The sequence below is a fragment of the Acinetobacter sp. ANC_7511 genome (assembly GCF_056779975.1).
In genome coordinates, this window is record NZ_JBWYIY010000018.1 from 48,030 (window position 1) to 61,438 (window position 13,409).

Sequence of the window (13,409 nt, forward strand, 5' to 3'; positions counted from 1 at the left end):
AAGGATTATGATAAAAGTATTGTTTTATGAATATAAGGATTGTTCATGACCACAGAGACTCAATTTCCACAAACTTCAAATCGTGGAATCGCGGTATACAGTAATAACGCTGAAGCGATTGGTAATACACCGCTTATTCGCATTAATCGTGTAATACAGGGTGGGGCTACAGTTCTTGCTAAAGTGGAAGCACGTAACCCAGCATTTTCAGTAAAATGCCGTGTTGGTGCAGCTTTGATTGCAGATGCAGAACAACGTGGTGTGCTTAAAGCAGGAATGCATATTGTTGAACCTACGAGTGGTAATACTGGAATTGCGCTAGCTTTTGTTGCTGCTGCTAAAGGTTATGACATCACACTGACTATGCCTGCAAGTATGAGTATCGAGCGCCGTAAAGTACTCAAAGCATTGGGTGCTCATTTAGTATTAACCGATCCTGCTAAAGGGATGAATGGTGCTGTTCAAGAAGCAGAACGTTTAGTTGCTGAGAACCCAGAGCTTTATTATTTACCTCAGCAATTTGAAAACCCAGCAAATCCTGCCATTCATGAAACTACAACTGGACCTGAAATTTTTGAAGCAACGGGTGGTAAGGTTGATATTTTAGTGGCTGGTGTAGGTACGGGAGGTACGATCTCTGGTATTTCGCGTTATTTTGAGAAAGTTAAAAATCAATCCCTTTACTCAGTTGCAGTTGAACCAGCAGACTCACCAATTATTGGACAAGCTAAGCGTGGCGAAACACTGACTCCGGGACCACATAAAATCCAAGGCATTGGTGCAAACTTTATTCCTAAGAACTTAGATTTAGATTTGGTGGATGAAGTTATCGCGATTGAAAATCAAACTGCAATTGATTTTGCTCGCCAATCTGCAATCAAAGAAGGGATTTTTGTGGGGATTTCAAGTGGTGCAGCATTAGCGGCCGCTCATGAACTTGCTCAACGTCCTGAAAATGCGGGTAAAACCATAGTGGTGATTTTACCTGATGCTGGAGAGCGCTATTTATCTTCAGTTTTATTTGAAGATATCTCAGCAGATTAAGGAGAAAATCAAAGCATTCTAAAAAACGGTCTTCATGGCCGTTTTTTTGTGATTTATTCGATTCAAACAATTTTAAACTCTTCTTAAGTTACCAATCATTTTAAATTTATTACATCACACGACTATTTTCACAGTTTTGAACGCGATATCTTTAAGCGAATTTTTTCTAATAAAAAATGAATGAACGACTTTAATCATCCTATTTATATTATCGGCGCTGGTGTTGCAGGATTAAGTTCTGCTCAGCATTTAAAATCAGCAGGATTTAATGTTGTTGTTTTAGAAGCACGTGATCGTATAGGTGGGAGAATACATACACAAAACATTGATGGTCATTGTTTTGACCTTGGTGCATCATGGATACATGGTATTGATAATAATCCGATATGGAAAATTGCAGAGTCCAATCGGATAAGTACTCAAGTTTTTAATTATGATCAAGTGGATTATTTTCATGCCAATGGTCAGCCATTTACCGAACAAGAGAGCTTAGAATTTGAAAAATGCCTTCGTGATGTTCAGAAGGTTTTTCAAAATAAATCAAAAGAGCAGGATATCTCCGCTTTTGAGCAACTTGAGAATGTTTTAGGAACGATACGTTTTCAACTTCATTATTTTGATCGAGACGTCATCACACAAAAAATTAAGCAGTATTACTCAAGGCTTGCCAATGATCCTTTTGCGACTGATTTAGAGCAATTAGCCCATAATTTTATGGATTTTGAAGGCTACTTCTCAGGCGATGAAGTGATATTTCCAAAAGGTTATGAACAGATTGTTAAAGTTCTGGCTACTGATTTAGAGATTCATACGAATGCAGATATTGTTGAAATCGATCATGACTCTCATCAAGTGCAGATAAAAACAGCATGTGGACAGCTTTACACAGGTTCTCAAGTTGTGGTGACAGTTCCACTCGGTATTTTAAAGCAAGATAAAATTAAGTTTGAGCCGCCTTTGCCTAGTGGATTAGTCCGATCGATTCAAAAGCTGGGTTTTGGTTCTTTCAATAAAATATTTATACAATTTTCAAAAGCTCTAGAATTTAATGGGAATGCACTTAAACACAATACGGCATTTTTTTGGGATGAGCGTGAGCTGTATAGTATTTTAGATTTTAGTCGTTTATATAATAAACCGACTTATCTACTTCTCGTTGGAGGTACAAAGTCAGAATGGGTTGATCAAGCAACGGATCAACAGGTGCATGAATATATCAAGAAAATATTGAAGATTTGCATGCACTCCAATGAAATTCAGAACATCATAATTACCCGCTGGGGAAGTGATCCGTTTAGTTTAGGTTCATTTAGTTTTCCAAAAGTTGAACATACTAAAGATGATGTAGAGATCTTTAAAAAAGAGCATCCAGCGCAAGTATATTTTGCAGGTGAACATTGTCATACCGATTATGCAGGCACTGTGCATGGTGCATATCTGTCAGGTCGTGATACTGCTAATTTAATTATTCGTAATGGCTTAAATATAAAGCTGTAACTGATGTACAGTTACAGCTTTATTTAGTTAGTATGAGTGAGTTGAGAAATTAACCTGAACTCACATTAATACATGTCCATATTCTTCGCGAAGTTTTCTTTTTAGCATTTTTCCAGTGCCGCTAAGCGGTATGGCATCGACAAAAATCACTTTATCTGGAGTTTGCCATTTAGCAATTTTATCAGCATAGTAATCAATGAGTTGTTGTTCAGTGATTTGGCTATTAGGATGTTTAACGGCGATTAAGACAGGTCTTTCATCCCACTTTGGATGTTGTGCTGCGATGACCGCAGCCATCGCAATTTCTGGGTGACCCATTGCGATATTTTCAAGCTCTACAGAAGAGATCCATTCTCCACCAGATTTAATCAAGTCTTTGGCACGATCACTAATATGCAGATAGCCATCAGCATCTATAGACGCAATATCTCCAGTATCAAACCATCCATCACTGGTCAATGGTGAGTCGGACTGACCAAAGTATTTGTCAACAATCCAATGTCCTTTGATTTGTAAATTACCAATAGTCTCACCATCATGTGGAACAAGATCGGTTCCTCTTTCTTCAGACACTAAACGAATCCTGACTCCAAACGGCGGGCGACCTTGGGAAAGACGTAGATTTGCTTGTTGATCCTGAGAAAGTTGTTTATGTTTGGCTTTGAATTGATTGGCAGTGCCAAGTGGACTAGCTTCAGTCATCCCCCATGCATGAATGGTTTCACAATCATATACATCACGGAATGTCGCTAACATGCTTGGTGGGCAAGCCGAGCCACCAATGACATTACGTTTTAAAGAGGTCAGTGAACTGTTCATTGCTTTTGCAGCAATCAACAAGCTTTGCCAAATGGTAGGAACACCAAGTGCAACAGTCACTTCATATTGATCAATGAGTTTAACTAGACTCTCGCCATCAAGACCCGGCCCTGGTAATATAATTGAAGCACCTACCATCGCTGCGGCATAAGGTGTTCCCCATGCATGAACGTGAAACATCGGAACTACAGGTAAAATAATGTCTTTGGCTGACAGATTGAGTGAGTCAGGTAAGCTGGCCGCTAAACTGTGAAGAACAGTTGAGCGATGAGAATAGAGAGCACCTTTAGGATTGCCTGTTGTGCCAGAGGTATAACATAGTGAACTAGCAGTGGTTTCATCAAATTCAGGCCATGTATATTCTGCAGTTTGACCCGCAATTAAATCATCGTAGAACAAGACTTCGGGTAAGGATTGACGAATCTTTTCATCAGGTGCATCTAAGCAGATGAAATGTTGCACCAGTGGAATATGTGCTTTTATTCCTGTAATCAAAGGTAGGAATGTTTTATCAAAAATAATCGCTTTATCTTGTGCATCATTAATAATGAAAATCAGTTGTTCTGGAAATAATCTTGGGTTAATGGTGTGACAGATTAAACCACTACCAGAAATAGCATACCAAGCCTCTAAATGACGATGATTGTTCCAAGCTAATGTTGCAATACAATCGCCGTGAATGAGTTTAAGTTCATTTAATGCCTTTGCACCACGTTTAGCATTATCCGATACATCGCCCCAATTGGTTTCGTAAAGTGATCCATCGGTGTTTTTTGAAACGATCAGGGTGTCTTTATGAAATTCAGCAGCATGTTCTAGTAAACTGCTGATTAATAAAGGTTGAAACATCATACGTCCGTGCATGCAAAGCTCCTGCTATTGATCATTTAAGTTTTTATTTTGAGTTGATTATATTTATGTAAGGTGAGTGCTCACGATTAACGTAACACTCACTGATGACCTAGAAATACACTAAATTATGCAGTCAGTAAAGAACCAACTAATTTACGGATTGAAACCAAAGGTTTACGCTCTGGAATGATGACACCAGCAGTTTTAAGGTCTGACACGAGTTCAGCGCGGAAGTCATTATAGTCAACCTCTGCTGCATGACGTTGACCGCCTTCAAAGTTGTAATGTGGATGATCTAACTCATGCTGAATCGCTTTTTTCATATCAGCAGGACGTTTATATTTTCCTAAGATTTCCTGACATGCCAAATTGGCTTGATGATCTGAAATTGGCCAAATACAACCTAGTGGCTGGAATAAACCAATGAAATAAAGATTGTCATGTTCTGCATGCATCATTTTACGGTAAAGCGGTAATTTTTCAGCATGTTGGAAATCTATAAAATCTTTATCGAAGAAAGGGAAGACGGTCCAGAAACCAGTACAACAACAAATAATATCAAACTCTTGTTGAGTACCATCGACGAATTCTACAATTTTACCATTGAGACGCTTGATCGCTGGTTTTGGTTTGATTTTACCGTGACGTACATAGTCAATGAAGTCAGAGTTTGCCGTTGGATGTTGTGTCAGCATCGGTTTGTCATTTACAGGCAAGCCAAAATCTGCGTAATTTCCACTGAATGCTTTTACCAATTTGGTCAGAATTTTTTGGCGCATTTTGGGCGGAAGTTTTTCCATTGACTTGACGAGTATGTCTGCGGGATGTCCAAACATAAATTTTGGAACAAACCATTGTGGGCTGCGCATCGATATATACACATCTTTTGAGACACGTGCTGATTCTACAGCAACATCACAGCCTGAATTACCTGCACCAATGACTAAAATTTTCTTTCCACGCCAGTCGTCATTTACACCTTTAAAATCATGTGAATGCATCCACTTGCCAGTAAATTCACCTTCATACTCAGGGTATTTCGGTTTCCAGTGATGACCATTTGCAACCATTAAATAGTCATATATTTTCTGTTGTTCTTTACCTTGATCATCGGTGTAATCCACCACCCATTTTTTATTTTCATTTTTATGAATATGGTTAATAGTGTGATGAAATTTAATCTTGTCATATACACCAAAATGTTTGGCATAATTTTCAAAATACTGCTGCAAATGATCATGTCGTGGATAATCAGGGTAACTGTCTGGCATTGGATAATCTTCATATTCAGACATTGTACGCGAGCTAATAATGTGTGTATTCTCATAGACTGAAGAATGACCAGTTTTAGAATTAAACACCCAATTCCCACCGACTTTGTCATTCTTCTCGAAGATATCGTATGCAATACCATTTTGTTGACAATTTTTAGCAGCCGTAATTCCTGACGGACCTGCACCAATGATACAGACTGTGTTCATATTCATATCCTTGAATGATGTTCTTTTTATTCATAACCAACTATAGTTGGTTTTATGACTATAATCGATTTATTTTTAAACAGCAAGACAGGGGATTTGTTTAAATGCTTTTTGATGAAATTAAGCTTCCTGTACAAAAAAGAAGTAAAGCAAGGTTAGAACTTGTATTAGAAACAACGAAGAAAATATTAGAAGAACAAGGCATCAATTACTGTACTATTCCCGAAATTGCAGCACAGTCCGATCTTCCTAAGATTACGATTTATCAATACTTTCCAACAGTTAATCATTTGTTCAGCATATTGGTGAAACGTTATTTAGATGAACTGCAGGCCTATGTTTTGTTTAAAAATGAGTGCTATCAAACTTGGTCAACACGTGATATTTGTTTTGATCTAATTTCTAAGGTGGCTGAGTTCTACAATTCAAATCCTGCTGCAAGTATTTTGATTTTGGGTGGGCCAGTACATGTTGATGGTTTTAATTTACAGGAAATCGTGATTGAGAAGATTGCTCATGATTTACAAGCGGTATTTGAGCAGAAAGTACATCCGCTGAGATTGAATAGAAAAGAGGAAGCGGTGTATCTGGTTGAAATGGTTTTTGCATTAATGAAACACAGCTATTATCAGCATCAACAAGTCACTGATGACATTCTAAAAGAATGCCATTTCATCAGTGAATTTTACTTAAGCAGTAAGGGATATAACTACCAACTTTAAAAGTTTATTTTAGTTTTTCCAAAAAATGTTGATGCGCTGCGATGAGTTGATCAAAAACGGGCGAATGAAATAGATCGAAGTGACCGCAGACGAACTCACGATATTCACCTTGTTTTAGTTTTTGTGCGAGTTTACGTGTTGCTTTGACAGGAATAAGTGAATCTAGTTCCGCACCTGACACAAAAACAGGGCATTGAATTTTATGAACGATCATCGTTGGTCGGTATAAACCAATGGTTGCAACGATTCGAGCTGGTACAGCATTTTTCCAATGCATCCCGTCTGGGATCAGTCGATAATATGCATCGTAGCAATCTTCACCCGCCAAAATGGCAAACCGATCTTTTGCAACTACAGGCATGGTTTTGACTCTACCTATTTTTGCTAGGGCTAAATCTTGTAATGCAATCATGGTTGCAGGCAATAAATATTTTTTCGGATACAGTGTCAAGCTCGCTAAACCATCAACGTGTGGAAAATTAGAGATCACTGCTTTAAAGGTGTGTTCACTTGCTAATGTTAGAACATGCGCACCACTGAAAGAATACCCCCATAAAATGATATTTTTTTTCGGGATATAGAATCGGGATTGAATATAGTCGATAACGACGTTCCAATCCTGAAGTTGACTATTTTTATCGACAAGATGCTGAACAGGACCACTGCTTAATCCAAAACCAGAATGATCAAATACGCATAAGTTATATCCCAATTCTGCATAAGCTTCAGCGAAAGAGTTTAAGCCACAGCTTTTTTCTCCACCTAAGCCATGAGCCATAATGATGATACTAGAATCTTTTGTGATCGGCTCTGGCATATATAAATCCGCTTGGATTTGATAGCTGCCATTCGGAATGAGCAATTCTTGAGTTTGCATCGTGGTTATCCTTAACACTTTTTTATTTTTTAAACCCAACTCAGGTTGGTTTAAGCATATCGTTATGCAGTATAAAAGTCTATTTGATGTCAATTCGTTCAGAAAATTTTAAGCCTGATTGATTTAAATACATTTTTATTCGATGTATTCGTATGAGTTTTTTCTATCGCAAGCAATGTATCGCCTTAATCTTGAGCTATTTCATTTTGGTCAATCTATTTCCAGTACATGGTGCAGTCGACATGAAATTGATTCAATTAGGCTTAAATTCAAAAGGAGTGTTCTATTTAAAAGATGCATTTTGGCCAAGTGTAGTCGGGCATGAATGGGTTAAATATGTGCTAATCGCGATGTACTGCAGTATGCTGATATCTGCAGTCATGGTTGCTCATCCCAAATCGAGAAATCAACGTTTGGAAACCTCTAAAAATTACATCACAATTTTTGCAGTTGCTTTAATTTCAATTATTTTAATAGCGTTGTTCAAATCACAGTCGAACTTGATGTGTCCGTGGGATGCAGCTCAACCTCAGGGAATGACAGTTGTCTGGAGTCTCAGTAGTAAAGTTGGGCATTGTTTTCCTGGAGGTCATGCTTCTGCAGGTTTTGCATTATTGAGTGGGTATTTTGTGTTCAGGAGCAAAAAAAGCAAATTAGCTCAATTTTACTTATTGAGTGCAATTCTCTTGGGAATGCTTATGGGATGGACACAAATGCTCAGAGGAGCGCATTTTTTTAGTCATAATCTTTGGACTGGTTGGCTGATTTGGATGTTCAATGTCGTAATATTTAGTCTAAAAGAAAAGGTTAAATTAGCCTAAGCAATTAATGTAGTTTAATTTCCACTCTCACCAATAAACCACCTAATTGAGGGCTGCGATCAAAGATAAGATTACCCCCCATACGTTCTACCGCTTTTTCAACAATTGATAAACCTAAGCCACTACCAATTTCTTGATGTTGCTCAACTCGATAAAATCTTTTTTTAATACGTTCATAGAGATCTGCTGAAATTCCTGGGCCACTATCTTCGACTTGAATGATAGCTATATCATTCTCTTGAAATGTCGAAACATTAATGATGCCATTGGGAGGCGTGTATTTAATCGCATTCTCTATTAAGTTGGTTAATATTGAATCTATAGCAGATGAATAATTTATAATTTGAACGTGTTCATAACGTTCCATACCTAAATCGATTTCTTTGGCTAAAGCTAAATGAATCAATTGTTCAATAGATTGATAAGCACGTTCATCTAACCGAATACTCATTTTTTTCTCGTTACTGGCATTCAATGAATCTTGTTGAGCGAGATTTAAAAGCTGTCCGACCAAATGCTGAGTTCGGTGTAAACCATTATTCATTTTGATTAATGATTCGTGATGGGGGAGCTCTTTGAGTAAAATTTTAGTTTGAAGATTTAATGCTGTAATTGGTGTTCTTAATTCGTGAGCGGCGTCTGCAATAAATTGTTTTTGTTCTTGTTGGGCATCAGAGATCCTTTGAAATAATTGATTGATTGCTTGAATGCTGGGTACTAGCTCAATAGGGTACTGTTGAGGGTCAATTACGGTCAGCTCATTTGGTTTACGTGTACTTAATTCGGATTTAAATTGCTCAAATGGAGCAAAATTTCTTCTAATTATAAAACCTAAGCCATAAATCGCGAAGGGCATAATGATTAAATAAGGTAAAAACATGTTGATTGCGAGCTCTATGGCTAAAGCTTGTCGAACAGAGTCTTGTTGGCTCACTTGAACTTGAACAGTTTTCAATGGAATCACATAGGTATGCCATTTACCATAATGATTAGTGTGATGATAAAAACCTGAGTTAGCAACTGGCTCAACCAACTGTTTAAACTTTTCGTGTAAATGTGATTGTTGGTCATAGGCCCAAACATCTACAAATAAATCTTCTTCATGGTACTGTTTTAAATGTGAAAATTTGCTTTTTACAGGATCTGGATTAAATTTTGCAACGCGCTCTGCCAGATTTTTCAGCTGAGCATCAAGTATTTCATTTGTTTCCTCTAAAGCTGTTCTATAGGCTGAAAAAACCAATATACATCCCATCACCACACTAAAAATTGAGGTAAATACAACAAGTTGCTTTTGTAAAGAGTAGGGTTGCGTCATGTATCAATTCTTGTTTTATGGTGTAGGCTGACCTAGCCGATAACCTAATCCTCGCACATTACGAATAAAATTTTTACCTAATTTTGAGCGTATGCGATGAATATAGACTTCAATGGTATTACTGCTGATTTCATTTTCAATATCATACAGTTTTTCTTCAAGATTAGACTTCGAAAAAATCTTATTTGGATAAGTTAAGAGTGGAATTAATAAAGCCCACTCACGGTTTGAAAACTCAACCGTCTGATTTTCAAAACTCGCGATATGTTGTTCAAGATCTAACCTGAGTCCGCCAAACTCTAAAATTTGTTTTATCTGAGGTGTATTTTGTTGAGATGCACGTCTGAGTATGGCGTGAATACGCGCTAATAACTCCTCAAACTCGTATGGTTTTACTAGATAATCATCAGCGCCTTGATTTAATCCATCGATACGGTGCTGAAGTTGATCTCTTGCTGAAATAATGAGTACAGGAATTGAAGGAAATAGTGAGCGAAGATGTTTGAGTACTTGCATGCCATCCATCATAGGTAATCCAAGATCGAGCAGCACTAAATCAAATGCTTGTTGATTTAATTGTTTTAAGCCATCGATGCCATTATTGACCCAGACTACTTCAAATGATTGATATTGGAGCAACTTTTGAGATGACTCTGCAATCATAAAGTCATCTTCAATCATCAGGATTTTATTCATATTAGGCTCTGTTCTGTAATTGAGGTTTGCATTGTTGGCTGAGGTCTAATGCGGGTTGTAATGTTGTAGTATGAATATTCAATAAACTTAGCATGGTGTGAAAGACATTGTCTTGGCTAAGTGCATCATTTTTCTGAGATTCAATGCATCGTACAGTTGACGCTTGATGTTTTCGCCATGCTGTTGAAAACCACATGATCATCGGGACATGAGTTTGTTGTGATGGTGCAATTTGATAAGGGGCGCCGTGTAAATAGATTCCATGTTCACCCGTGGATTCACCATGATCTGATAAATACCATAAAGCGGATTGAAATTGAGTTTGTTTGTTTAATAAATTGATTGTCGAAGCGAGAATATGGTCTGTATATACAATTGAATTATCATATGTATTGATCAGAGCTTGTTGACTACATCCCTGAATTGCGCTGGTGTTACAGGTCGGCTGAAAGGGTGTGTATTGATGAGTGGACCGTTTATAGTAAGCTGGGCCGTGACTTCCCATTTGATGGAGTACGATAAGTCTTGGCGTTTTATCATTTTTGGGAATGGCTTGTATATAGGCATTAAGGCTATCAATCAATATTTCATCTTTACATTCACCCTTAGAATCGCACCATTGCTTACGAATAGATTCGGGAATTTCATAACGCTCAACCCGATTACAAACTTCTTTGCATCCTGAATTGTTATTGATCCACGTTACATTGTAGCCCGCACGTTGAATAATATCGAGTAAGTTCTCCCGTTGTCTTGCGACTTTTTCTGTATATGCTTGTCGAGTCATACCAGAAAATAAACAAGGTACGGATACCGCCGTTGCAGTACCACAGGAACTGACGTTACGAAAATTGATTATATTTAATTTGCTTAATTCTGGATTTGTAGCTCGATCATATCCATTCAACTGAAAACTTTCTGCACGTGCTGTTTCTCCTATCACTAAAACCATCAGTTTTGGAGTTTGATGGGTCGCCGTTTGAATAAATTGGTGTGCATCACGTCCGTAGGGTTGAATTATAGTATTTTTGGGAGGTTGAAGATGTTTATAATAACTGAAGGACGCTGCAACGACATTTTGAGGGCTGATCATTCCTTTCAACTCTCTGTTTTCTCTAAAAATAGCTGCATAGTCAACATAATATAAATAAGCGCAACCTAACACTAAAATTAAACTGATTGCACTGTGTAACATTTTCCTGCAAAGGGTATGAGAAAACGTTGATTTTTTGATATTCACCCAATAAATAAAAAAAAGAGGCGCTAAAATAAAAAATACAACCCAAATAAATAATCTTATATTTATCAGATCAAGTGCTTCCATCGTATTGGTTTGCATCATATTTTGAATCTGATCAGCATTAATAATAATGCCTAAACTACTTACAAAATATGCAGACATACCGCCTAATACAATCCAGATACTTGCAAATATCTTTACGTTCAATCTCCAATGAATAAGATTGAAAATAAAAAAATAAGCGGCTGTGATTAAGACAGATGAACCTATTAAAAAAAGAATTGCTGGATAACCTTGATAAGGTGTGAGTGAAGTAAGTTGTTTGTAGAACGCAATATTTAAACCAATGCCAACCCATACTGAGAGTACTAAATTGAATAGTGCTAGGCTTATCGTTGGTTTCTTCCATTGCTGAATGATAGATGTGTAGCGCATGCGATGAGTTCTAATATTTAACTATGCTGAGATTAGGTTTTATTTCTTAAAATTTACTGAATAAATGATTGAAGTCTAGGGCATAAAAAAAAGCCAGACTGGTGGAGCAATCTGGCAAAGCGTCAAGATGAGTCACCCCTGACAAGTGATGTTTCCTGAGTTCAGGTTTGAGTTGTTCCGAACTTAAGCCTGAATAAATTCAGCCACAGCTTGGTTAAACGCCTGTGGTTGTTCAACATTCGAAATGTGCGAAGCATTAATCTCAACAAGTTGACTACCCGCAATCGCGGCTTGCATAAACTGACCATCTGCCACAGTGGTCACAGGGTCTTGCTGACCTGCAATAATCAATACAGGAATCGAAATCTGTTTGAGTTGTTCACGCACATCCGCCTTAGCCAAAGCTTCACAGCAGCTTGCATAACCTTCAGGGCTGCCAGCTCCTAAGTCGTTTGAAAGTTTTTCAATCACTGCTGGGTTGCTTTGGATAAAGGGATCTGTAAACCAACGACCTGCAGCCGTTGATGCAATCGGTGCTAAACCTTGTTCACGAACCAATACGGCACGAGCATTCCAAGCATTTTCATTGCCAATTTTAGCGGCGGTATTACACACAATCACATGACTAAAGCGTTGAGGATGATTGATCGCTAACCATTGGCCTGTCAAACCACCCATCGAAATACCACAGAATGCAGCTTTTTCAACATTTAAATGGTCGAGTAAATTCACCACATCTTGACCAAGTTGATCAATGGTATATGGACCTTGAGGCGCGTCCGATGCACCATGACCACGTGTGTCATAACAAATCACGTAATGAGAAGCTTTAAAAAACTCAATTTGTGATTGCCACATGCTGAAATTTGTCCCTAAAGAGTTAGAGAAAACAAGAGCAGGCTTGCTTGAATCACCAAAAGTTTGATAATTGATTTGCGCATCATTTGAAGAAAAAGTAGGCATAGAATCCCTCCCGACCTCCCTTTAGAAAAGGGAGGGGGTTTTTAATAGTTAAACACGTTCGATAATTAAAGCGATGCCTTGACCCACACCAATACACATAGAGCACAATGCATATTTGCCACCAGTTGCTTCTAGTTGGTTGAGAGCAGTCGTCACCAAACGCGCACCTGATGCACCCAATGGATGACCCAGTGCAATTGCACCACCATTTGGGTTTACACGTGCATCATCGTCGGCTAAACCTAGGTCACGTGTACACGCCAATGCTTGTGCTGCAAACGCTTCGTTCAGCTCAATCACATCCATTTGCTCTAGTGTTAAACCTGTTTGAGCCAGTAACTTTTTAATCGCAGGTGCCGGACCAAAGCCCATAATGCGAGGTTCAACCCCAACGGTGGTTGCACCAATCACTTTGGCACGAGGTTTTAAACCATATTTTTCAACAGCTTCATCAGACGCAATCAGAATCGCAGCAGCACCATCGTTAATCCCTGATGCATTACCTGCGGTTACTGTACCGTCTGTTTTTACAACAGGTTTTAACTTGGTTAAGGCTTCTAAAGTGGTTGATGCACGAGGATGTTCATCTTTTGCCACCACAACCGCATCACCTTTACGCTGTGGAATAGTCACAGGCACGATTT

At 38.2% G+C, this 13,409-nt stretch carries 12 protein-coding genes; 4 read left to right on the forward strand and 8 right to left on the reverse strand.

From position 1 onward, the window contains the following. Positions 1 to 45: 45 nt before the first annotated feature. Positions 46 to 1,044: a cysteine synthase A gene (gene cysK / locus AC1M9L_RS12450; RefSeq protein WP_481592302.1), complete on the forward strand. Its 999-nt coding sequence runs from the start codon at positions 46 to 48 to the stop codon at positions 1,042 to 1,044. Positions 1,045 to 1,224: 180 nt separating this feature from the next. Beyond that, positions 1,225 to 2,541, forward strand: a complete 1,317-nt coding sequence (locus AC1M9L_RS12455; RefSeq protein WP_481592303.1) for a flavin monoamine oxidase family protein — start codon at positions 1,225 to 1,227, stop codon at positions 2,539 to 2,541. A gap of 60 nt (positions 2,542 to 2,601) precedes the next feature. Here the strand turns inward: AC1M9L_RS12455 and AC1M9L_RS12460 are convergent, their stop codons facing one another. Both AC1M9L_RS12460 and AC1M9L_RS12465 read right to left on the reverse strand, forming a co-directional pair. After that, on the reverse strand, positions 2,602 to 4,224 hold the full coding sequence (locus AC1M9L_RS12460; RefSeq protein WP_481592304.1) for a long-chain-fatty-acid--CoA ligase: 1,623 nt from the start codon (positions 4,222 to 4,224) through the stop codon (positions 2,602 to 2,604). Positions 4,225 to 4,337: 113 nt separating this feature from the next. Beyond that, positions 4,338 to 5,693: a flavin-containing monooxygenase gene (locus AC1M9L_RS12465; RefSeq protein ID WP_218947418.1), complete on the reverse strand. Its 1,356-nt coding sequence runs from the start codon at positions 5,691 to 5,693 to the stop codon at positions 4,338 to 4,340. Positions 5,694 to 5,797: 104 nt separating this feature from the next. On the opposite strand from AC1M9L_RS12465, the gene AC1M9L_RS12470 reads away from it, so the two are divergent. Then, positions 5,798 to 6,415, forward strand: coding sequence for a TetR/AcrR family transcriptional regulator (locus AC1M9L_RS12470; RefSeq protein ID WP_481592305.1), 618 nt, complete (start codon positions 5,798 to 5,800; stop codon positions 6,413 to 6,415). 4 nt (positions 6,416 to 6,419) lie between these two features. Here AC1M9L_RS12470 and AC1M9L_RS12475 read toward each other — a convergent pair whose 3' ends face one another. Beyond that, positions 6,420 to 7,292, reverse strand: coding sequence for an alpha/beta hydrolase (locus AC1M9L_RS12475; protein ID WP_481592306.1), 873 nt, complete (start codon positions 7,290 to 7,292; stop codon positions 6,420 to 6,422). 152 nt (positions 7,293 to 7,444) lie between these two features. Between AC1M9L_RS12475 and AC1M9L_RS12480 the strand changes: the two genes are divergently transcribed. Continuing rightward, positions 7,445 to 8,113, forward strand: a complete 669-nt coding sequence (locus AC1M9L_RS12480) for a phosphatase PAP2 family protein (protein WP_481592307.1) — start codon at positions 7,445 to 7,447, stop codon at positions 8,111 to 8,113. Positions 8,114 to 8,117: 4 nt separating this feature from the next. Here AC1M9L_RS12480 and AC1M9L_RS12485 read toward each other — a convergent pair whose 3' ends face one another. From AC1M9L_RS12485 to AC1M9L_RS12505, 5 genes are all read right to left on the reverse strand, one after another. Continuing rightward, positions 8,118 to 9,431 carry an ATP-binding protein gene (locus AC1M9L_RS12485; protein WP_481587940.1) on the reverse strand — a complete coding sequence of 438 codons (1,314 nt, stop codon included), beginning with the start codon at positions 9,429 to 9,431 and terminating at the stop codon, positions 8,118 to 8,120. A 15-nt stretch (positions 9,432 to 9,446) separates the two neighbouring features. Next, entirely contained in the window at positions 9,447 to 10,127 is a 681-nt protein-coding gene (locus tag AC1M9L_RS12490) for a response regulator transcription factor (protein ID WP_092768381.1), read from the reverse strand. Between the two features lies 1 nt (position 10,128). Further along, entirely contained in the window at positions 10,129 to 11,802 is a 1,674-nt protein-coding gene (locus AC1M9L_RS12495) for a phosphoethanolamine transferase (RefSeq protein WP_481592308.1), read from the reverse strand. A gap of 183 nt (positions 11,803 to 11,985) precedes the next feature. Continuing rightward, a complete protein-coding gene (pcaD, locus tag AC1M9L_RS12500; RefSeq protein WP_481592309.1) occupies positions 11,986 to 12,765 on the reverse strand; it encodes a 3-oxoadipate enol-lactonase in 780 nt (259 codons plus the stop codon). A 48-nt stretch (positions 12,766 to 12,813) separates the two neighbouring features. Beyond that, positions 12,814 to 13,409 (reverse strand): acetyl-CoA C-acyltransferase (locus AC1M9L_RS12505; protein ID WP_481592310.1); only part of this gene is annotated, 596 nt, incomplete at its 5' end.